Origin of the sequence: Microvirga ossetica (assembly GCF_002741015.1) — a bacterium.
Taxonomy (GTDB): Bacteria; Pseudomonadota; Alphaproteobacteria; order Rhizobiales; family Beijerinckiaceae; genus Microvirga; species Microvirga ossetica.
Map to the genome: position 1 here is coordinate 2987392 of NZ_CP016616.1, position 20753 is coordinate 3008144.

Annotated in this window: 17 protein-coding genes; 15 read left to right on the forward strand and 2 right to left on the reverse strand. The window is 66.0% G+C overall.

What is annotated here, in order from left to right:
• The first annotated feature begins 45 nt into the window (after positions 1–45).
• The 6 genes from BB934_RS14190 to BB934_RS47075 all read left to right on the forward strand — a co-directional run bounded on the left by BB934_RS14190 (position 46) and on the right by BB934_RS47075 (position 7104).
• Positions 46–3006: a 2-oxoglutarate dehydrogenase E1 component gene (locus tag BB934_RS14190; protein WP_099510203.1), complete on the forward strand. Its 2961-nt coding sequence runs from the start codon at positions 46–48 to the stop codon at positions 3004–3006.
• Positions 3007–3019: 13 nt separating this feature from the next.
• Positions 3020–3340: a YciI family protein gene (locus BB934_RS14195; RefSeq protein ID WP_099510204.1), complete on the forward strand. Its 321-nt coding sequence runs from the start codon at positions 3020–3022 to the stop codon at positions 3338–3340.
• 26 nt (positions 3341–3366) lie between these two features.
• Complete coding sequence (odhB, locus tag BB934_RS14200) at positions 3367–4605, forward strand: 2-oxoglutarate dehydrogenase complex dihydrolipoyllysine-residue succinyltransferase (protein WP_099510205.1); 1239 nt, start codon at positions 3367–3369, stop codon at positions 4603–4605.
• A 119-nt stretch (positions 4606–4724) separates the two neighbouring features.
• Entirely contained in the window at positions 4725–6125 is a 1401-nt protein-coding gene (lpdA, locus tag BB934_RS14205; protein WP_099510206.1) for a dihydrolipoyl dehydrogenase, read from the forward strand.
• A gap of 9 nt (positions 6126–6134) precedes the next feature.
• The gene (locus BB934_RS14210) at positions 6135–6758 is read left to right on the forward strand and encodes a thymidine kinase (protein WP_099510207.1); all 624 of its coding nucleotides are present in this window, start codon (positions 6135–6137) and stop codon (positions 6756–6758) included.
• 91 nt (positions 6759–6849) lie between these two features.
• Entirely contained in the window at positions 6850–7104 is a 255-nt protein-coding gene (locus BB934_RS47075) for a hypothetical protein (RefSeq protein WP_157934171.1), read from the forward strand.
• A 28-nt stretch (positions 7105–7132) separates the two neighbouring features.
• On the opposite strand, the gene BB934_RS14215 is transcribed toward BB934_RS47075, so the two are convergent.
• Positions 7133–8107 (reverse strand): tyrosine recombinase XerC, encoded by a 975-nt coding sequence (locus BB934_RS14215; protein ID WP_237049971.1) that lies wholly within the window; start codon positions 8105–8107, stop codon positions 7133–7135.
• A 55-nt stretch (positions 8108–8162) separates the two neighbouring features.
• Here BB934_RS14215 and BB934_RS14220 point away from each other — a divergent pair, with 55 nt between their 5' ends.
• The 8 genes from BB934_RS14220 (at position 8163) to BB934_RS14255 (ending at position 16765) form a co-directional block, all read left to right on the forward strand.
• Entirely contained in the window at positions 8163–10325 is a 2163-nt protein-coding gene (locus BB934_RS14220) for a primosomal protein N' (protein WP_099510209.1), read from the forward strand.
• A 31-nt stretch (positions 10326–10356) separates the two neighbouring features.
• Positions 10357–10917 (forward strand): histidine phosphatase family protein, encoded by a 561-nt coding sequence (locus BB934_RS14225; RefSeq protein ID WP_099510210.1) that lies wholly within the window; start codon positions 10357–10359, stop codon positions 10915–10917.
• Positions 10918–11126: 209 nt separating this feature from the next.
• Complete coding sequence (locus BB934_RS14230) at positions 11127–11699, forward strand: F0F1 ATP synthase subunit delta (RefSeq protein WP_099510211.1); 573 nt, start codon at positions 11127–11129, stop codon at positions 11697–11699.
• The gene (gene atpA / locus BB934_RS14235) at positions 11699–13228 is read left to right on the forward strand and encodes a F0F1 ATP synthase subunit alpha (protein ID WP_099510212.1); all 1530 of its coding nucleotides are present in this window, start codon (positions 11699–11701) and stop codon (positions 13226–13228) included. The genes BB934_RS14230 and atpA overlap by 1 nt, the downstream gene beginning before the upstream one ends.
• A gap of 55 nt (positions 13229–13283) precedes the next feature.
• Entirely contained in the window at positions 13284–14156 is an 873-nt protein-coding gene (locus tag BB934_RS14240) for a F0F1 ATP synthase subunit gamma (RefSeq protein ID WP_099510213.1), read from the forward strand.
• A 22-nt stretch (positions 14157–14178) separates the two neighbouring features.
• Positions 14179–15621, forward strand: coding sequence for a F0F1 ATP synthase subunit beta (gene atpD / locus BB934_RS14245; RefSeq protein WP_099510214.1), 1443 nt, complete (start codon positions 14179–14181; stop codon positions 15619–15621).
• 114 nt (positions 15622–15735) lie between these two features.
• Entirely contained in the window at positions 15736–16137 is a 402-nt protein-coding gene (locus BB934_RS14250; RefSeq protein WP_099510215.1) for a F0F1 ATP synthase subunit epsilon, read from the forward strand.
• Positions 16138–16195: 58 nt separating this feature from the next.
• Entirely contained in the window at positions 16196–16765 is a 570-nt protein-coding gene (locus tag BB934_RS14255) for a 2'-5' RNA ligase family protein (RefSeq protein WP_099510216.1), read from the forward strand.
• A gap of 108 nt (positions 16766–16873) precedes the next feature.
• On the opposite strand, the gene putA is transcribed toward BB934_RS14255, so the two are convergent.
• Positions 16874–19972 carry a bifunctional proline dehydrogenase/L-glutamate gamma-semialdehyde dehydrogenase PutA gene (putA, locus tag BB934_RS14260; protein WP_099510217.1) on the reverse strand — a complete coding sequence of 1033 codons (3099 nt, stop codon included), beginning with the start codon at positions 19970–19972 and terminating at the stop codon, positions 16874–16876.
• A gap of 114 nt (positions 19973–20086) precedes the next feature.
• Here putA and BB934_RS14265 point away from each other — a divergent pair, with 114 nt between their 5' ends.
• Positions 20087–20548, forward strand: a complete 462-nt coding sequence (locus tag BB934_RS14265) for an Lrp/AsnC ligand binding domain-containing protein (protein ID WP_099510218.1) — start codon at positions 20087–20089, stop codon at positions 20546–20548.
• The last annotated feature ends 205 nt before the right edge of the window (positions 20549–20753 follow it).

Sequence of the window (20753 nt, forward strand, 5' to 3'; positions counted from 1 at the left end):
CCCCGGTCCCGGGGCGGCCAACCAGCTTTTGGATAGATATTTGCCATGGCACGCCAAGACGCCAACCAGAACTTCCTGAACACCGCTTTCCTCTATGGGGCGAACGCGTCCTATATCGAGGATCTTCAGGCCCGCTACGAGAAGGATCCCGCCTCGGTCGATGCCGAGTGGCAGGCTTTCTTCGGCGCGTTGAAGGACGACAAGCAGGCTGTCGAGAAGGCGGCCGAGGGCCCGTCCTGGGAAAAGCCGAACTGGCCGATCCACGCCAACGGCGATCTGGTTTCCGCGCTCGACGGCAACTGGGCCCAGATCGAGAAGGTGGTCGGCGACAAGATCAAGGCGAAGGCTGAAACCAAGGGCGCCGAGATCAGCCAGGTGGACGTGCTGCAGGCAACCCGCGATTCCATCCGCGCCATCATGCTGATCCGCGCCTATCGCGTGCGCGGCCACCTGCATGCCAAGCTCGATCCGCTCGACATCAACCCGCGCCCGAACGACCAGGAGCTGCACCCCTCCCATTACGGCTTCACGGAAGCGGACTGGGATCGCAAGATCTTCCTCGACAACGTGCTCGGGCTCGAGTTCGGCACGATCCGCCAGATCGTCGGCATCCTGGAGCGCACCTATTGCCAGACGCTCGGCGTCGAGTTCATGCACATCTCCGATCCGGTCGAGAAGGCCTGGATCCAGGAGCGCATCGAGGGACCGGACAAGGAGATCTCCTTCACCAACGAAGGCAAGCGCGCCATCCTCAACAAGCTCATCGAGGCGGAAGGCTTCGAGAAGTTCCTGGACGTGCGCTACACCGGCACCAAGCGCTTCGGCCTCGACGGCGGTGAATCCCTCATTCCGGCGCTCGAGCAGATCATCAAGCGCGGCGGCAATCTCGGCGTGAAGGAGATCGTGTTCGGCATGGCCCATCGCGGCCGCCTCAACGTGCTGACCCAGGTGATGGGCAAGCCGCACCGGGCGCTGTTCCACGAGTTCAAGGGCGGCTCCTACGCCCCCGACGACGTGGAAGGTTCCGGCGACGTGAAGTACCACCTCGGCGCATCCTCCGACCGCATCTTCGACGGCAACAACGTCCACCTGTCGCTCACCGCCAATCCCTCGCATCTCGAGATCGTCGATCCGGTGGTGCTCGGCAAGGTGCGAGCCAAGCAGGACCAGCACGGCTGCTCGCCCGACAACCGCACGGCGGTGATGCCGCTCCTCATTCACGGCGATGCGGCCTTCGCCGGCCAGGGCGTGGTGGCGGAATGCCTGGGGCTCTCAGGGCTCCGGGGTCACCGCACCGGCGGCTCGATCCACTTCATCATCAACAACCAGATCGGCTTCACCACCGATCCGCGCTTCTCGCGCTCCTCGCCCTATCCGTCCGACGTGGCGAAGATGGTCGAGGCGCCGATCTTCCACGTGAACGGCGACGATCCGGAAGCCGTCACCTTCGCCGCGAAGGTCGCTGCCGAGTACCGCCAGCGCTTCCAGAAGCCTGTCGTCATCGACATGTTCTGCTACCGCCGCTTCGGCCACAACGAGGGCGACGAGCCGGCCTTCACCCAGCCGCTCATGTACCGCAAGATCCGCTCGCATCCGGCCATCGTCGAGCTCTACTCCAAGAAGCTCGTGGCCGAGGGCGTCCTCACCGAGGCCGAGGTCGAGGAGATGAAGTCGAGCTGGCGCTCGAAGCTCGATGCCGAGTTCGACATCGCATCCAACTACAAGCCGAACAAGGCCGACTGGCTCGACGGACGCTGGTCGGGCCTCAAGGCCGTGCGCGAGGATCAGGACGATCCGCGCCGCGGCCAGACCGGCATCTCGGTCGAGGCCATCCAGCAGATCGGCAAGGCGCTCACCACGATACCAGAGGGCTTCCACCTCCATCGCACGATCCAGCGCTTCCTCGACAACCGCAAGAAGATGCTGGAGACCGGCGAGGGGATCGATTGGGCCATGGCCGAGGCGCTCGCCTTCGGCTCGTTGCTGGTCGAGGGCCATCGCGTGCGCCTCTCCGGTCAGGACGTGGAGCGCGGCACCTTCTCGCAGCGCCACAGCGTTCTCACCGATCAGGAGAACGAGGAGCGCTATACCAACCTCAACCACATCAGCGAGAACCAGGCCCGCTACGAGGTCATTAACTCGATGCTGTCGGAAGAGGCGGTGCTCGGCTTCGAGTACGGCTACACCCTCTCGGAGCCTAACGCGCTGACCCTGTGGGAGGCGCAGTTCGGCGATTTCGCCAACGGCGCGCAGGTCGTGTTCGACCAGTTCATCTCGTCAGGCGAGCGCAAGTGGCTGCGCATGTCCGGCCTCGTCTGCCTGCTGCCGCACGGCTATGAGGGCCAGGGTCCGGAGCATTCCTCCGCCCGCCTCGAGCGCTGGCTGCAGATGTGCGCCGAGGACAACATGCAGGTCGGATACTGCTCGACGCCGTCGAACTACTTCCACATCCTGCGCCGTCAGCTGAAGCGCGACTTCCGCAAGCCGCTGATCCTGATGACGCCGAAGTCCCTGCTGCGCCACAAGCGCTGCACCTCCACCATCGCCGACATCTCGGAAGGCACGCATTTCCACCGCGTGCTGCAGGACGATGCTCAAGCGGGGCGCGAGGGCTTCAAGCTGGTCAAGGACGACAAGATCCGGCGCGTGGTGATCTGCACGGGCAAGGTTTACTTCGACCTCCTCGAGGAGCGCGAGAAGCGGGGCATCGACGATGTCTACCTGCTGCGCGTCGAGCAGCTCTATCCGTTCCCGGCGAAGTCGCTGGCCGCCGAGCTCGCCCGCTTCAAGAAGGCCGATGTGATGTGGTGCCAGGAAGAGCCCAAGAACATGGGCTCCTGGACCTTCGTCGAGCCCTATCTCGAATGGGCGCTCAAGACGGCCGGCGCCAAGGTCGACCGCCCGCGCTATGTGGGACGCCCCGCCTCCGCCGCCACGGCCACCGGCCTGATGTCCAAGCATCAGATCCAGCTGCAGGCCTTCCTCGACGAGGCCTTCGCCGGCTGATCGGAGTAAAGGCATGCCGTTCCACCTCTGCAAGCTTCTGCCGCCAAGGCCGACCTTCCCCACCGACATGACGGCGGAGGAAGCCGGCCTGATGCAGGAGCATGTGGCCTACTGGCAACGGGCAGCCCACAGGGGAGCGGCCGTGATCGTCGGTCCGGTCTTCGATCCCGCAGGAATCTGGGGGCTGGCCATCGTCGACGTGAGCGATGCGGCGGAGGCCTCGGACCTGACCGAACAGGATCCGCTGATCCTCTCGGGCCGCGGCTTCCTCTACGAAATTCATCCGATTCCGCAGGCGATCCTGCGGACGACCCACCAACCCAGCCCTCACTAAGAGGGGCCGTCCCTAAGGCGTAACTCATGGCAACCGAAATCCGCGTACCCACTCTCGGTGAATCCGTTTCAGAGGCCACCATCGGCCGCTGGTTCAAGAAGCCGGGCGACCCCGTGAAGGCCGACGAGCCCGTGCTGGAGCTCGAGACCGACAAGGTGACCCTCGAGGTCCCCGCTCCCGCAAGCGGCACGCTCGGCGACATCGTCGCCAAGGACGGCGAAACCGTGAGCCCCGGCGCGGTGCTCGGCTCGGTCATCGAGGGCGGCGCAGCCGCAGCAGTGCCGGCTCCCGCGCCGAAGGCCGAGGCTTCCAAGGCGGCTGCTCCTGCGCCGGCTCCCGCCGCTGCGCCCGCTCCGGCACCGGCTGCCGCCTCCCGTGACAACGGTCCAGCTGTGACACGCCTTGCCGCCGAGAGCGGTGTCAGCCCCGCGGGCGTCGCCGGCTCCGGCAAGGACGGTCGCGTGACCAAGGGCGACATGCTCGCCGCCATCGCCACGGGCGGCGCTTCGGCTCCTGCGCCCGCAGCTCCCGTTCAGGTCCGTGCCCCCTCCGCTCCGGTCGATGCGGAGCGCGAAGAGCGCGTGAAGATGACGAAGCTGCGCCAGACCATCGCGCGCCGCCTGAAGGATGCCCAGAACAGTGCCGCCATGCTCACCACGTTCAACGACGTGGACATGAGCGCGGTGATGAACCTGCGCAGCCAGTACAAGGACGTGTTCGAGAAGAAGCACGGCACCAAGCTCGGATTCATGGGCTTCTTCACCAAGGCGGTGATCCAGGCGCTCAAGGACGTGCCGGCGGTGAATGCCGAGATCGACGGGCAGGACCTCGTCTACAAGAACTACTACCACATCGGCATCGCGGTCGGCACCGAGAAGGGCCTCGTGGTGCCGGTGGTGCGCGACGCGGACCTGCTCTCGGTCGCCGGTATCGAGAAGACCATCGCCGATTTCGGCAAGCGGGCGCGGGACGGCAAGCTCTCCATCGACGAGATGCAGGGCGGCACCTTCACCATCACCAATGGCGGCATCTACGGCTCGCTCATGTCGACGCCGATCCTCAACGCCCCGCAATCGGGCATTCTCGGCATGCATCGCATCGAGGACCGCCCCGTGGTCCGCAACGGCCAGGTCGTGGTGCGCCCGATGATGTATCTCGCGCTCTCCTACGACCACCGCATCGTCGACGGCAAGGAAGCCGTGACCTTCCTCGTGCGGGTCAAGGAGGCCCTCGAGGATCCGGCCCGCCTCGTGCTCGACCTGTAAGAACAATGCCCATTTAGCGTCGTGGCCGGGCCGCTCCGGCCATCCACGCCTTCCAACGCAAAGCAAAGACGTGGATGCCCGGATCAAGTCCGGGCATGACGTTTAAGTGGAGACAACCAATGTCCTACGATCTCATCGTCATCGGCACCGGTCCCGGCGGCTATGTCTGCGCCATCCGGGCAGCCCAGCTCGGCCTCAAGACCGCTGTCGTCGAGAAGCGCAAGACCCATGGCGGCACCTGCCTCAATGTGGGCTGCATTCCGTCGAAGGCCCTGCTGCATTCCTCGCACATGTTCGAGGAGGCGCGCGATCATTTCGCCGGCCTCGGCATCGGCGTCAGCGCGCCGACCCTCGATCTCAAGACGATGCAGTCCTTCAAGCAGGAGGGCGTCGACGGCAACGTGAAGGGCGTCGAGTTCCTGCTCAAGAAGAACAAGATCGATGCCTTCTTCGGCACCGCGCGCATCGCCGCCGTCGGTCAGGTGGAGGTTATGGCTGAGGACGGTTCGAACCAGGTGCTCGAGACGAAGAACATCGTCATCGCCACGGGGTCCGACGTGACCCGCCTGCCGGGCGTCGAGATAGACGAGAAGGTGGTGTTGTCCTCCACCGGCGCTCTCGAGCTCGAGAGCGTGCCGAAGCGCCTCGTGGTCATCGGCGCCGGCGTGATCGGCCTGGAACTTGGCTCCGTCTGGCGCCGCCTCGGCTCCGAGGTCACCGTGGTGGAATATCTCGACCGCATCCTGCCCGGCATGGACGGGGAGGTCGCCAAGAACTTCCAGCGCATCCTCGGGAAGCAGGGCTTCCAGTTCAAGCTCGGCTCCAAGGTCACGAAGGTGGAAAACACCGGCAAGGGCGCGACGCTCACCTTCGAGCCCGCCGCCGGCGGCAATCCTGAGACCATCGAGGCCGATGTGGTGCTCGTCGCCATCGGGCGCGTGCCTTACACGGAGGGACTCGGCCTCGAGCATGCGGGCGTCCAGCTCGACAGCCGCGGCCGCATCCAGACCGACGCGCATTTCTCCACCAACGTCACCGGCATCTACGCCATCGGCGACGTGATCGCCGGCCCGATGCTCGCGCACAAGGCCGAGGACGAGGGCGTTGCCGTTGCGGAAATCATCGCCGGCAAGGCGGGCCACGTGAACTACGACGTGATCCCGAGCGTGGTCTACACCTTCCCGGAGGTAGCTTCCGTCGGCAAGACCGAGGAGGAACTGAAGGCCGCGGGCATCGCCTACAATGTCGGCAAGTTCCCCTTCACCGCCAACGGCCGTGCCAAGGTCAACCGCACCACGGACGGCTTCGTGAAGATCCTGGCCGATGCGAAGACCGACAAGGTGCTCGGCGTCCACATCATCGGTCCGGAAGCCGGCAACCTCATCCACGAGGCGGGGATCACCATGGAGTTCGGCGGATCCTCCGAGGACATGGCCCGCACCTGCCACGCGCATCCGACGCTCGCGGAAGCTGTGAAGGAAGCGGCGATGGCCGTCGAAAAACGCGCGATCCATATGTAAGATCGGCGGATGGCCAAGCTCCACTTCCTCTATTCGGTGATGAATGCAGGCAAGACCACCCATCTCCTGCAGGTTCGCTACAACTACATCGAGAACGGCGGCCACGTGCTGCTGTTCACGAGCCTGATCGACGACCGCTTCGGAATCGGCAAGGTCAGGTCGCGCCTCGGTCTCGAGGCCGATGCAACGCCGTTGAGGAAGGACGACGCCATCGGCGCCATCGTGGCGGCCGAGCATGCGAAGCGCCCGGTGACGGCGGTGCTCATCGACGAGGTCCAGTTCATGACGGCGGACCAGGTGAGGCAGCTCGCCTGGATCGTCGACGAGCTGAAAATCCCCGTCATGGCCTATGGCTTGAAGAACAACGTCTACGGCACGCTGTTCAGCGACTCGATCGTCGCCATGATGGCCCTTGCCGACGACTTCCAGGAGATCAAGCAGCTCTGCCATTGCGGCCGCAAGGCGACGATGATCCTCAAATACGACCGCAACGGCGAGGCCGTCCGCTCCGGCGAGGTGGTCGAGATCGGTGGCGAGGGCCGCTACGTCTCCGTCTGCCGGCCCCATTGGACGGCAGGCGATATCGGCCCGGCCGCCCGGCATCTTCTCGCCCAGCCCCTAGCGGCGGAGTAGTGCCGGAGGCACGAAAAGATTCCTCTTGTCAGCTGAGCATGACTCCGCGTACCGTCGAAATCGCAACATAGTTGCTTATCGGGGATGTGTCATGACAAAGCTGCACGTTCTGACGGATCGGGAGTTGAGCCTTGCTGCGGGAGGCGCCAGTGCAATTCCGATCATCGGTCCGCTGATCGATTGGATTCGTGGCGCCGGTGGCTGCACCCTGCCGGGTGGCGGTCAGCCTTCGCCTAACATGGGCTCGACCCGTCCCTTGGTTCCCACCCCACCCACTCCTGTCCCCTTCATGGACCCACCGGCCAGCAGGCGTGGCAGGGCGCCCGGGCACGATCCCCTGATTTGAACCGTACCGGGTTCGCAGGAATCCCGACTCAGCGGCGCGCCCGCGGATGCGCCGCGTTGAAAGCGTCCATCAATCGCGCTGCGTCGACCTTCGTGTAGAGCTGCGTCGTCGAGAGTGAGGCGTGGCCCAGCAATTCCTGGATGCCGCGCAGATCGCCGCCCTTGGCGAGGAGATGGGTGGCGAAGGAATGGCGCAGGGCGTGCGGCGTGGCGCTGTCGGGAAGCCCCAAGGCGCCGCGCAGCTCCTCGACGGCGAGCTGGATGATGCGCGGCGAAAGCGGTCCGCCGCGCGCACCGACGAAGAGCGCTCCCTCCGGCGGGATCGCGTAGGGGCAGAGCGCGAGGTATTCCCCCACCGCGCGCTGGATCGGTGGGATCACCGGCACGCTGCGCATCTTGCCGCCCTTGCCCGTCACCGTGATCGAGTTGATCCCGTTGACCGGCGCGTCCCGCCGCTGCAGGCCGAGCGCTTCGGAAATGCGCAGGCCCGCACCGTAGAGCAGCGACAGCACGGCCGCATCCCGCGCCAGGATCCAGGGCTTGCGGTTCTCCGACGCCCGCGTCTCCGCATCCGTGACTGCAACGGCCGACGAGGCGGAGAGGGGGCGCGGCAGGTTCTTCTCCACCTTCGGCGAGCGAATCGCCGCGAAGGCCGAAGCGGTGCCGTGCCCCTCCCGTTCGAGATGGCGCGCAAAGGAACGCAAAGCCGCGAGCTGGCGCATGAGCGAGCGGCTGCCGACCGAGCCCATACGCCGCGCCGCGAGGAAGGCACGGATGTCCATGGGCTTCAGGCCGAGGATGCCTTTCACGCTCGGCTTCTCGCCGAGATGGTTCGTCAGGAACGTCAGGAACTGCCGCAAGTCGCGCGCATAGGCCTCGACCGTCTTGGCCGAGAGCCGCCGCTCCTTGGCGAGCGAGGCAAGCCACGCCATCGCCTCCCGGCGCGTGTCGTCCGCGCCGGGCAGGACGAGATCGAGGGCATTTTGCGTGGCGGTGCTTGACATGAGTCCCATTTATGCAAGGGCAGAACCCTAACAGTCACAGGTTAACCCCTTTCGAATGACAAGCCGCATCGCCGATGTCCTCATCCCGCTGGCGCTGGACACGGCCTATTCCTACGCCGTGCCGGACGGCTTGCCCCTCGAGGAGGGCGATGTGGTGCAGGTGCCGCTCGCCAACCGCGAGGTGGCGGGCGTCGTCTGGAGCATGCGCGAAGGCCAGGGGGGCAACCTCAAGAAGGTGACGGGGGTCATCGAGGCGCCGAACCTTCCGGCGACGATGCGCAAGTTCCTGGACTGGATCGCCTGGTACACCCTGGCGCCCAAGGGCTCGGCCCTCGCCATGGGGCTCAAGATCCCGGACCCCGACCGGCAGGAGGTCGCCCGGGTCGGCGTGAAGCTCGCCGGCGCCTTGCCGAAGCGCATGACGCCCGCCCGGCAGAAGGTGATCGACATCGCTCAGGACGGTGTCGTGCGGCTCAAGAGCGAGCTGGCGCATGCAGCCGGGGTCAGCGCCGGGGTCGTGAACGGGCTCATCGACGAAGGAGCCCTGGAGACGGTCGCCCTCTTGGCCGAGCCCGTCGCCGAGTTGCCCGACCCCGCCTTCGGCCACACCGCGCTCTCGGACGGCCAGCAGGCGGCCGCGGATGAGATCGTCGCTGCCATGGACGAGCCGCATCCGCCGGTGATCCTGCTCGAAGGCGTCACCGGGTCCGGCAAGACGGAGGTTTATTTCGAGGCGGTGGCTCAAGTCCTGCGCTCCGGCCGGCAGGCCCTGATCCTCATGCCCGAGATCGCGCTCACCGCCCAGTTCCTCGACCGATTCGCCGCCCGCTTCGGGGTCAAGCCCGCCACCTGGCATTCCGGCGTCACGGGCCGCAGGCGCGAGCGGCTCTATACGGCGATCGCATCCGGCGAGGTGAAGGTGGTGGCCGGCGCCCGCTCGGCCCTGTTCCTGCCTTACGCGGATCTCGGCCTGATCATCGTCGATGAGGAGCACGAGACCGCCTACAAGCAGGATGACGGGGTGCATTACCACGCCCGCGACATGGCGGTGGTGCGCGGCAAGATCGAGAATGCCCCGGTGGTCCTGGCCTCGGCCACGCCCTCCATCGAGAGCCGGGTCAATGTGGAGCGCGGGCGCTACCGGCAGGTGAAGCTGCCGGAGCGATTCGGCGGCCGCTCGATGCCGCAGATCCGGGCGGTGGACCTGCGCAAGGAGCAGATCCCCAAGGGACGCTGGCTCTCGCCGACTCTCGTCTCCGCCGTGGAGCAGACGGTCGCAAACGGCGAACAGGCGCTGCTCTTCCTCAACCGGCGCGGCTATGCACCCCTGACCCTCTGCCGGGCCTGCGCCCATCGCTACGAATGCCCGAACTGCTCGTCCTGGCTGGTGGAGCACCGCTTCCGCCGCTCCCTGGTCTGCCATCATTGCGGGCATGTGGAGCGCACGCCCCATGCTTGTGTCGAATGCGGCAGCATCGATTCGCTGGTGCCCTGCGGTCCCGGCGTGGAGCGCATCGCGGAAGAAGCGGCCGAGCTGTTCCCGGACAAGAGCTGCATCGTGCTCTCGAGTGATTTTCCCGGCGGAACGGAGCGGCTGCGGGCGGAGCTCGCCGCCATTGCGGCAGGCGAGTTCGACATCGTCATCGGCACCCAGCTCGTGGCCAAAGGGCACAATTTCCCGCTCATGACCCTGGTGGGGGTGCTCGATGCGGATATCGGCCTCACCTCGGGCGATCCGCGGGCGGCCGAGCGCACCTTCCAGATGCTGCAGCAGGTGACCGGCCGCGCCGGGCGCGGCGAGAAGCCGGGGCGGGCCCTGGTCCAGACTTGGCAGCCGGACCATCCGGTCATCGCGGCCCTCGTCTCCGGCGATGCCGAGCGCTTCTACGAGGAGGAGACCCGCGTCCGCGAAATGGCGGGCCTGCCGCCCTTCGGGCGCCTTGCCTCCCTGATCGTCTCGGCGGTCGAGCGCGAGGTGGCGGAGGCCCATGCCCGAGGCATGGCGCTCGTGGCGGAGCCCTCGCCCGGCGTCACGGTGCTCGGCCCGGCCGAGGCGCCGCTCGCCTTGATCCGGGGCCGCTACCGCTTCCGGCTCTTGGTCAAGACCGAGCGGGAGGTGGACCTTCAGGCCTACCTGCGGGGCTGGATGGCCCGCTGCCCGAAGATCCGCGGCAACACCCGCGTCTCCATCGATGTGGACCCGCAAAGCTTCTTGTGATTAAGCAGGATCCCGCATCAAGACAGGCACCATGACCAAGATCGTCCACTGCATCCGCCACGGTCAATCGACCTTCAACGCCCATTTCGCCGAAACCGGCGAAGATCCGCTGCATTTCGATGCGCCTCTGACGGAGCTCGGCCAGCGCCAGGTGGCCGAGCGCGCGCCGGAGCTGCGTTCGAATCCTTACGAACTCGTCGTGACCTCGCCCCTGACCCGGGCGATCCAGACCACCATGGGCCTGTTCGGCAATCACCCGGCCTCTCCGGCGATCCTGGTGGAATGCCTCCACCGGGAGCACCTGGAGAGCAGCTGCGACGTCGGTCGGGCCGTCTCCCATCTGTCGCAGGAGTTCCCCCACCTGTCCTTCGGGCATCTCGAGGAGGTCTGGTGGCACAACGAGGGCCAGGCGAACGAGAGGGGCTTCATCGTCGAGCCGGCCCACGTGTTCGAGGACAGGGTCGAGCGGTTCCGGGGCTGGCTGGCCGAGCGGCCGGAAAAGCTGATCGCCGTGGTGGGCCACGGTACCTTCTTCAGCAAGCTGACCGGCCGGTTCCTGGCCAACTGCGAAGTCGCGGCCCTCGAACTCTAGCTTTACCATAAACGCGCACCCGGTTTTTCCAGGCCAGACAGGGCCCGGCTCGCCTTGCGCCTGCGAAAAACCCATGCTAGTGCACCCTCGCCCGACGGGTGGAGACGGCTTCCGCCTCGGGCTCATTTCCACACCTGACGGGTCTCCCGAGAGCCTCCATTGCAGGCTGTCCCGGTCGAGGCCCGTTAAGACACGAGAGAGATGGTTACGTGGCGCAAAGCGGTTCGCAAGAAGGACCCCTCCTGTCGGGCGTAGCATTGCGCTATGCTTCGGCGCTGTTCGAAGTCGCTCGGGAAGCGAATGCCGTGGATGCCGTTGCCGGCGACCTCGACCGCTTCGACGAACTGATCCGCGGCAGCGAAGACCTGCGGCGCCTGATCCAGAACCCCATTTTTTCGGCTGAAGAGCAGTCGAACGCGGTCGGAGCGATTCTCGACAAGGTCGGCATTTCGGGCCTTGCGGGCAACTTCATCCGCCTCGTCGCGTCCAAGCGCCGGCTCTTCGTGCTGCCCGACATGATCCGCGCCTTCCGGAACCTGGTGTCCGATGCCAAGGGCATCGTCCAGGCGCAGGTCACCCTGGCGGAAGCGCCGTCCGACACAGTATTGAACGAGATCAAGGCGGCGCTGCGCGACGTCGCCAAGGCTGACGTCGCTGTCGACGTCAAAATCGACCCGAGCCTCATCGGCGGCCTCATCGTGAAGATGGGTTCCCGCATGGTGGATGCCTCGGTGCGCACCAAACTCAATTCCATTCGTCTAGCGATGAAAGAGGTCCGCTGATGGACATTCGAGCCGCTGAGATCTCCGCGATCCTCAAAGAGCAGATCAAGAACTTCGGTACCGAAGCTGAAGTCACCGAAGTCGGGCAGGTCCTGTCCGTCGGTGACGGCATTGCCCGGTGCTACGGCCTCGACAAGGTCCAGGCCGGCGAGATGGTCGAATTCGAGAGCGGCGTGCGCGGCATGGCCCTCAACCTCGAGACCGACAACGTCGGCGTCGTGGTGTTCGGCTCCGACCGCGAGATCGCGGAAGGCCAGACCGTGAAGCGCACGGGCGCCATCGTGGACGTGCCGGTTGGCAAGGGCCTGCTCGGCCGCGTCGTCGACGCGCTCGGCAATCCCATCGACGGCAAGGGCCCGATCGTGGCCACCGAGCGCCGCCGCGTCGACGTGAAGGCTCCCGGCATCATTCCGCGCAAGTCGGTGCACGAGCCGATGGCGACGGGCCTCAAGTCCATCGACGCCCTCATCCCGGTCGGCCGCGGCCAGCGCGAGCTGATCATCGGCGACCGCCAGACCGGCAAGACCGCGATCGCCCTCGACACGATCCTCAACCAGAAGCCGCTGAACCAGGGCGACGACGAGAGCCAGAAGCTCTATTGCGTCTATGTCGCCATCGGCCAGAAGCGCTCCACGGTGGCCCAGTTCGTGAAGGTTCTCGAAGAGAACGGCGCGCTGGAATATTCCATCATCGTCGCGGCCACCGCGTCCGATCCGGCGCCGATGCAGTTCCTGGCGCCCTTCTCCGGCTGCGCCATGGGCGAGTTCTTCCGCGACAACGGCATGCATGCCGTGATCACCTATGACGATCTGTCCAAGCAGGCCGTCGCCTACCGTCAGATGTCGCTCCTGCTCCGCCGTCCTCCGGGCCGCGAGGCCTATCCGGGCGACGTGTTCTACCTGCACTCCCGCCTGCTCGAGCGCGCCGCGAAGCTCAATGAGGACAACGGCGCGGGCTCGCTCACCGCTCTGCCGGTCATCGAGACGCAGGCCAACGACGTGTCGGCCTACATCCCGACCAACGTGATCTCGATCACCGACGGCCAGATCTTCCTCGAGACGGACCTGTTCTACCAGGGCATCCGCCCGGCGGTGAACGTCGGCCTGTCGGTGTCGCGCGTGGGCTCCTCGGCCCAGACGAAGGCGATGAAGAAGGTCGCGGGCAAGATCAAGGGCGAGCTGGCGCAGTACCGCGAGATGGCGGCCTTCGCGCAGTTCGGCTCCGACCTCGACGCCACCACGCAGCGCCTGCTGAACCGCGGTTCGCGCCTGACCGAGCTCCTGAAGCAGCCGCAATTCTCGCCGCTGAAGATGGAAGAGCAGGTCGCCGTGATCTATGCCGGCGTGAACGGCTACCTCGATGCGCTTCCGCTCAACCGGGTGCGCTCGTTCGAGGACGGTCTGCTCTCGCTGCTGCGCGGCAAGCACGCCGATCTCCTCGATGCCATCCGCGCTTCGAAGGACCTGTCGAGCGACTCGGAAGCGAAGCTCAAGGACGTCGTCCAGAACTACGCCAAGTCTTTCTCGTAAGGACTTCCGTTCTCGTTAGATCCAGCCGGATTTCCGGAGAGGGTAGGGACGCTCGATGCCGAGCTTAAAAGACCTTCGTAACCGCATCGCCTCGGTCAAGGCGACGCAGAAGATCACCAAGGCCATGCAGATGGTGGCCGCCGCGAAGCTGCGCCGCGCGCAGAGCGCGGCGGAAGCCGCGCGTCCCTATGCGGAACGCATGGCCGTGGTGCTCGGCAACCTCGCTTCCGGCATCACCGTCGGGCCCGAAACGCCGCGTCTTCTGGCCGGCACCGGTTCCGACCGCGTTCACCTGCTGATCGTCTGCACCGCGGAGCGCGGCCTGTGCGGCGCGTTCAACTCGTCGATCTCGCGTCTCGCCCGCGACCATGCCAACCGGCTGCTCGCCGAGGGCAAGACCATCAAGATCATCTGCGTCGGCAAGAAGGGCTACGACATCCTGCGTCGCCAGTTTGCCGAGCAGATCATCGAGCTCATCGACCTGCGTTCCGTGCGCCAGCTCGGATTCGAGCAGGGCGACATGATCGCTCAGAAGATCCTTGCCCGTTTCGAGGCGGGCGAGTTCGACGTGGCGACGCTGTTCTACTCGCGCTTCCGCTCGGTGATCGCCCAGATCCCGACGGCGCAGCAGATCATCCCGGCCCAGATCGAGGCCAGCGCCGGCGCCCCCGACGCGGTCTACGAGTACGAGCCCGATGAAGGCGAAATCCTGACGACGCTCCTGCCGCGGAGCCTGACCATGCAGATCTTCCGGGCGCTGCTCGAGAACGCTGCCTCCGAACAGGGCGCCCGCATGAGCGCCATGGACAATGCGACCCGCAATGCGGGCGAAATGATCAAGAAGCAGACGATGACCTATAACCGGTCGCGTCAGGCGATGATCACCAAGGAACTGATCGAAATCATCTCGGGCGCCGAGGCGCTCTGACGACATCCGAGAGGAGCCACCTATGGCCAATACTGCCACTACCCCCGGCATTGCGACCGGACGCATCACCCAGGTCATCGGCGCCGTCGTCGACGTGCAGTTCGAGGGTCACCTGCCGGAGATCCTGAACGCTCTCGAGACCACGAACGGCGGCAACCGCCTCGTGCTCGAAGTGGCCCAGCAGCTCGGCGAAAGCACCGTGCGCTGCATTGCCATGGACACCTCCGAGGGCCTCGTGCGCGGCCAGCCGGTCACCGACACCGGTGCTCCGATCTCGGTGCCGGTCGGCGCCGGAACGCTCGGCCGCATCATGAACGTCATCGGCGAGCCGGTGGACGAAGCCGGTCCCATCCCGTCGGAAGGCTTCCGCGCCATCCACCAGCCTGCTCCGTCCTATGCCGAGCAGGCCACCGAGGCCCAGATCCTCGTCACCGGCATCAAGGTCGTCGACCTGCTCGCTCCCTACGCCAAGGGCGGCAAGATCGGCCTCTTCGGCGGCGCGGGCGTCGGAAAGACCGTGCTCATCATGGAGCTCATCAACAACGTCGCGAAGGCCCACGGCGGCTATTCCGTGTTCGCCGGCGTCGGCGAGCGCACCCGCGAGGGCAACGACCTCTATCACGAGATGATCGAGTCGGGCGTGAACAAGCATGGCGGCGGCGAAGGCTCCAAGTGCGCGCTCGTCTACGGCCAGATGAACGAACCCCCGGGTGCCCGCGCCCGCGTCGCGCTCACCGGCCTCACCGTCGCCGAAAACTTCCGCGATCAGGGCCAGGACGTGCTGTTCTTCGTGGACAACATCTTCCGCTTCACGCAGGCCGGCTCCGAAGTGTCGGCGCTTCTCGGCCGTATTCCTTCGGCAGTGGGCTATCAGCCGACGCTCGCGACCGACATGGGCATGCTGCAGGAGCGCATCACCACCACCAACAAGGGCTCGATCACCTCGGTGCAGGCGATCTACGTGCCCGCCGACGACTTGACCGATCCGGCTCCGGCCACCTCCTTCGCCCACCTCGACGCCACGACCGTGCTGTCGCGTTCGATCGCCGAGAAGGGCATCTACCCGGCGGTGGATCCGCTCGACTCGACCTCGCGCATGCTCTCCGCCGCGATCCTCGGCGAGGAGCATTACAACGTGGCGCGCTCCGTGCAGCAGATCCTGCAGCGCTACAAGTCGCTTCAGGACATCATCGCGATCCTGGGCATGGACGAGCTCTCCGAAGAGGACAAGCTCACCGTGGCCCGCGCCCGCAAGATCGAGCGTTTCCTGTCGCAGCCCTTCTTCGTGGCCGAAGTCTTCACCGGCTCGCCGGGCAAGCTCGTCGCTCTCGAAGACACCATCAAGGGCTTCAAGGGTCTCGTGGACGGCCAGTACGATCACCTGCCTGAGGCTGCCTTCTACATGGTCGGCAGCATCGACGAGGCGGTCGAGAAGGCCCAGCGTCTCGCGGCCGAAGCGGCTTAATCACGTTAAGCAACATCCCGGAGCCGTGCCTGCACGCTCCGGGATGATCTTGTCCAAGCGTATCTCCCAAACGATTCCCAGCCGCACCAGTGGATGGGATGACGAGGAGCTCAGATGGCTACCTTCACTTTCGAACTCGTCTCTCCCGAGCGTGTGCTGTTTTCCGGAGAGGTCGACGCGGTCGTCCTGCCGGCCACCGAAGGCGACATGACGGTTCTGGCCGGCCATTCGCCGGTGATGACCACCCTCAAGACCGGGTTCCTCGTCGTCACCAGCACTCCCGGCAACGGACGCCGCGTTCTCGTGCGCGGCGGCTTCGCCGACGTGAACCCGAACGGCCTCACGGTGCTGGCCGAGCGCGCCCTCCCTGAGGAAGAGCTGACCCAGGACATCCTCGACCAGGAGATCCTGACCGCCGAGATGCATTACGACGCCACCAACGAACCGGCGGCCAAGCATGCCGCGGAATCGGCCATCGCGCAGCTGCGCGAAGCCAAGGCGGCGCTGAACTTCTAGAACATTTTTACAGCTCGCGACCTGAAACAACCCGGCCCTGAGCCGGGTTTTTCGTTTCATGGACAAGCCCGCGCCGCTCATCCTCACGCTTGAACTGGACGAACGCTCCTTCGCCTTCTTCGGCGCGCAGAGACGGCGCTATTTTCCGCCCGAGCGGAACTTCATTCCGGCTCATCTCACGCTGTTTCACGCCCTGCCGGGCGAGCATCTCGCATCCATCGAGCATGACATTGGGGCCTGCGCCTCACGTCGGCAATCTTTTACCCTCGACGTGACGGGACTGCGCTCGCTCGGACGCGGCGTGGCCTATACGCTCGAATCCACCGAGCTGACAGAGATGCGTCGGAAGCTCGCGCGGCAATGGAACGACTGGCTCAAACCTCAGGACCGCCAGAATTATCGGCCGCATGTGACAGTGCAGAACAAGGTCGATCCAGCGGCGGCGCGGGCGCTGCTGGACGAGCTGGGCGACGGCTTCGAGCCGTTTCAGGTTGAGGCTGTCGGGCTCGAGCTGTGGTGGTATCGCGGCGGACCGTGGGAGAAGGTGCAGACCTTTACACTAGGCGCGTCTTCTCCCCTCTCCCGTGTGGGAGAGGGGCAGGGGCGAGGGCGGGCGATTCCAGAATAAGGCGCCATCCCTCTCCGCCTTCGAAGGCGACATCTGCAGAACCATGTCCGGTAACGGCCTTCCCTCACCCCAACCCTCTCCCACACGGGAGAGGGAGTTGCCGCTGCCTCATTCCCCCATCGCGATCAGGTTCGCATTGCCGCCGGCGGCCGCCGTGTTGATCGTCACCGTCTGTTCGGTGGCAAAGCGCAGGAGGTAATGCGGGCCGCCGGCCTTGGGGCCGGTGCCTGAAAGTCCGTGACCGCCGAAGGGCTGCACGCCGACGACCGCGCCGATCATGTTGCGGTTGACGTAGACGTTGCCGACCGAGAGAGCCTCGACCACGCGCTCCACCGTGGCATCGATGCGCGAATGAACGCCGAGCGTCAGGCCGTAGCCGGTGCCCTCGATGGCCTGCAGCACGTCGCCCAGGCGACCGGCCTTGTAGCGCACCACGTGCAGCACCGGGCCGAACACCTCCTGCGCGAGATCATGCGGCTTCTTCAGCTCGAAGATATGCGGCGCCACATAAGTGCCATCGGCCGGCGCCTCGCCGGCATAATGCACCTTCGCCTGGCGCGTCATCGCCGCGATATGCGCGTCGAGCTTGTCCTTCGCCTCGCGGTCGATCACCGGACCGATCTGGGTCGAGATTTCACGCGGATCGGCGATCTTCAGCTCGCGCGCATTGCCGGCAATCATCTCGATCATGCGGTCGGCCACATCGTCCTGTACGCAGAGCAGGCGCAGGGCGGAGCAGCGCTGGCCGGCGGAGCGGAAGGCGGACATCACGACGTCGTCGGCCACCTGCTCAGGGAGAGCGGTCGCATCGACGATCATCGCGTTGATGCCGCCGGTCTCCGCGATCAGCGGGACGATAGCGGCATCCTTGTTGGCAAGCGTGCGGTTAATGATGCGCGCAACCTCCGTCGAGCCGGTGAAGACCACGCCGGCCACATCCTTGTGCTCGACGAGGCGCGCGCCCACGCGTCCATCGCCGGGCACGAGGTGAAGCGCCGTCTTCGGCACGCCGGCCTCGTGCAGGATGCGCACGGCAAGATCGGCGATCAGCGGCGTCTGCTCGGCGGGCTTGGCGACGACCGCATTGCCGGCCATCAATGCCGCGCTGACCTGCCCGAGGAAGATGGCGAGCGGGAAGTTCCAGGGTGAGATCGCGACGAACACGCCGCGTCCGCGCAGGCGCAGCACGTTGCTCTCGCCGGTCGGCCCCGGCATGGCCTCACCTGCGCCGAATAGGCTGCGGCCCTGAACGGCGTAGTAGCGCAGGAAATCGACCGCCTCGCGCACCTCGGAGAGTGCATCGTCGAGGGTCTTGCCGGCTTCGACCTGCAGCAGGTGAAGCAAGGCGCCGCGCCGCTCCTCCAGCAAGTCGGCAGCCCGCTGCAGCGCCTTGGCGCGGGCGTTTGCATCCGTGCGGCTCCACTTGGCGAAGCCGGCCTGTGCCGCAGTCATCGCACGGTCGGCGACCTCGGGCGAAGCCTCCGTCACCTGACCCGCGATGGTGCTGTTGTCGATGGGGCTGACGAGCGGGCGCGACGTGCCGGAGCCCGCCTTGCCGTCAATCAGCGGCTCGGCCTTGTAGCTTTGCTGCGCACTCTTCTTGATTTCGGCCAGCAGCGCCTCGAGCGAGGCCTGGTGGCCGAACTCGACGCCTTTCGAGTTCGGGCGCTCAGGCCCATAGAGATCGCGCGGCAGCGGCACCTTGGAATGACGTGCCTTGTCGGCCGACACGATGATGTCGGCCGGGCGCTTCAGCAGGGCCTCGACCGGCACGTTGGTATCCGCCGCCACCGAGACGAAGGAGGAGTTGGCGCCGTTTTCCAAAAGGCGGCGCACGAGATAGGCCAGAAGATCGCGGTGGCCGCCGACCGGCGCATAGGCGCGGCAGGCGAGACCCGGATTGTCCTCCAGAAGCCGCGCATAGAGCGCCTCGCCCATGCCGTGCAGGCGCTGGAACTCGTAGCCTTCCGTGCCGCCCGCGCGCTCGATGATGGAAGCGACGGTGAGCGCGTTGTGCGTGGCGAATTGCGGGTAGATGCGCGGGCGCAGGGACAGCATCTTCTCGGCGCAGGCCATGTAATGCAGGTCCGTCATCGCCTTGCGGGTGAAGACCGGATAATCGTCGAGGCCGCGCTCCTGGGCGCGCTTCACCTCGGTGTCCCAATAGGCGCCCTTCACGAGGCGCACCATGAGCTGGCGGTCATAGCGCTCCGCCATGGCGGCGACGGCATCGATCACAGAGCCGGCGCGCTTCTGATAGGATTGGATGGCAAGCCCGAAACCTTTCCAGTCGGCGAGCGACGGATCGGCGAGCACCGCCTCGATCACCTCGAGCGACAGTTCGAGCCGGTCGGCCTCCTCCGCATCGATTGTGAAATTGAGGTCGTAGGATTTCGCCTGTCGCGCCAGCGCGATCGTCAGCGGCACGAGTTCGCGCATCACCCGCTCGCGGCTCGTGGCCTCGTAGCGCGGATGCAGCGCCGAGAGCTTCACCGAGATGCCGGGGCGATTCGGCAGCGGCTCGTTGCCGGCGGAGCGGCCGATGGCGTCGATGGCGGAGGCGTAGGACTCGAAATAGCGGCGCGCATCCTCGGCGGTGCGGGCGCCTTCGCCGAGCATGTCGAAGGAATAGCGATAGACGCGGCCCTTGGACGAGCCAGCGCGCTTCAGGGCCTCCTCGATGGTCTGGCCGAGCACGAAGTGATTGCCCATCACCCGCATGGCCTGGCGGGTCGCCGTGCGCACGGCGGGAAGGCCGAGGCGCTTGGTGAGCTGGCCCAGAATGCTCTCCGGCGTTTCGCCGGGCTGGATGATGCGCGCCGTGATGCCGAGGGCCCAGGCCGAGGCCGAGACCAGGAAGGCGTCGGACTTGGCTTCATGGCCGGCGAAATCGGCCTGGCCGAGCTTGTCCTCGATCAGGCGGTCGGAGGTGGCGGCATCCGGCACCCGCAGCAGGGCTTCGGCCAGCACCATGAGGGCGAGGCCTTCCTTGGTGGAGAGCGCGTATTCCCGCAGCATTTCCTCGACGCCGCCGAGTCCGCCGCCCTTGGCACGGATCGCCTCGATCAGGCGGGTGGCCTGCGCGTCCACGCGCTTTTCCCGCTCCGGCGAGAGCCGCGCGCCGGCGAGGAGCCGGGCCGCAAGGGCCTTGTCGTCCTCGGCATAGGGCGGGTTGAAGGGCAGAGCGGTGCTAGGGGCAGGGCGCATCGGAAAATCCTCTGGATGTTTCCGGAAATATAGGAAGGAGCGGGCCGTGCTTCGATGGCAAAATTAGCTGCTTTGCCTTAGGAAGAGCGGTGAATAAGCCATAAGGCCGTGAAAATGACGGATTTGGACCGGATCGATCGCAAGATCCTCAAGGCGCTCCAGGCCGATGGCCGCATCGCCACTGTGGAGCTGGCAGAAAAGGTGGGTCTGTCGCCCACCTCCACCGGCGAGCGGGTCAAGCGCCTGCAGCGGGAGGGGGTGATCGCCGGCTACGGGGCGAGGCTCGATCCGCACCGGCTCGGCCTCGAGCTTCTGGTCTTCGTGGAGGTCTCCCTCGACAAGACGACGCCGGACGTGTTCGAGAAATTCGCCGCCGCCGTGAAGCGCGCGCCGGAGGTTCTCGAATGCCACATGGTGGCAGGCGGCTTCGATTATCTGGTCAAGACCCGCGTCGCCGACATGGCCGCCTATCGCCGCTTCCTCGGCGAGATCCTCCTCGCGCTCCCGGGCGTGAAGGAGACACGCACCTATGCGGTGATGGAGGAGGTGAAGAGCGACGGGATGCTGCCGGTGTGAGACAAGCGATGAGATAGACCCATCACCGTGTCATTCCGGGGCGCCGCAGGCGCGCCCGGAATCCATAACCGCTGACGCTACCGGAGAGGTCCCAGCGAAGGGACAGCATTCTTTCTGAAGACGTCGTGTTTATGGATTCCGGGCTCTGCTACGCGGCCCCGGAATGACAGTGAGAGGCGAGTAGAGCGGGAGGGCGTGGCTCTCC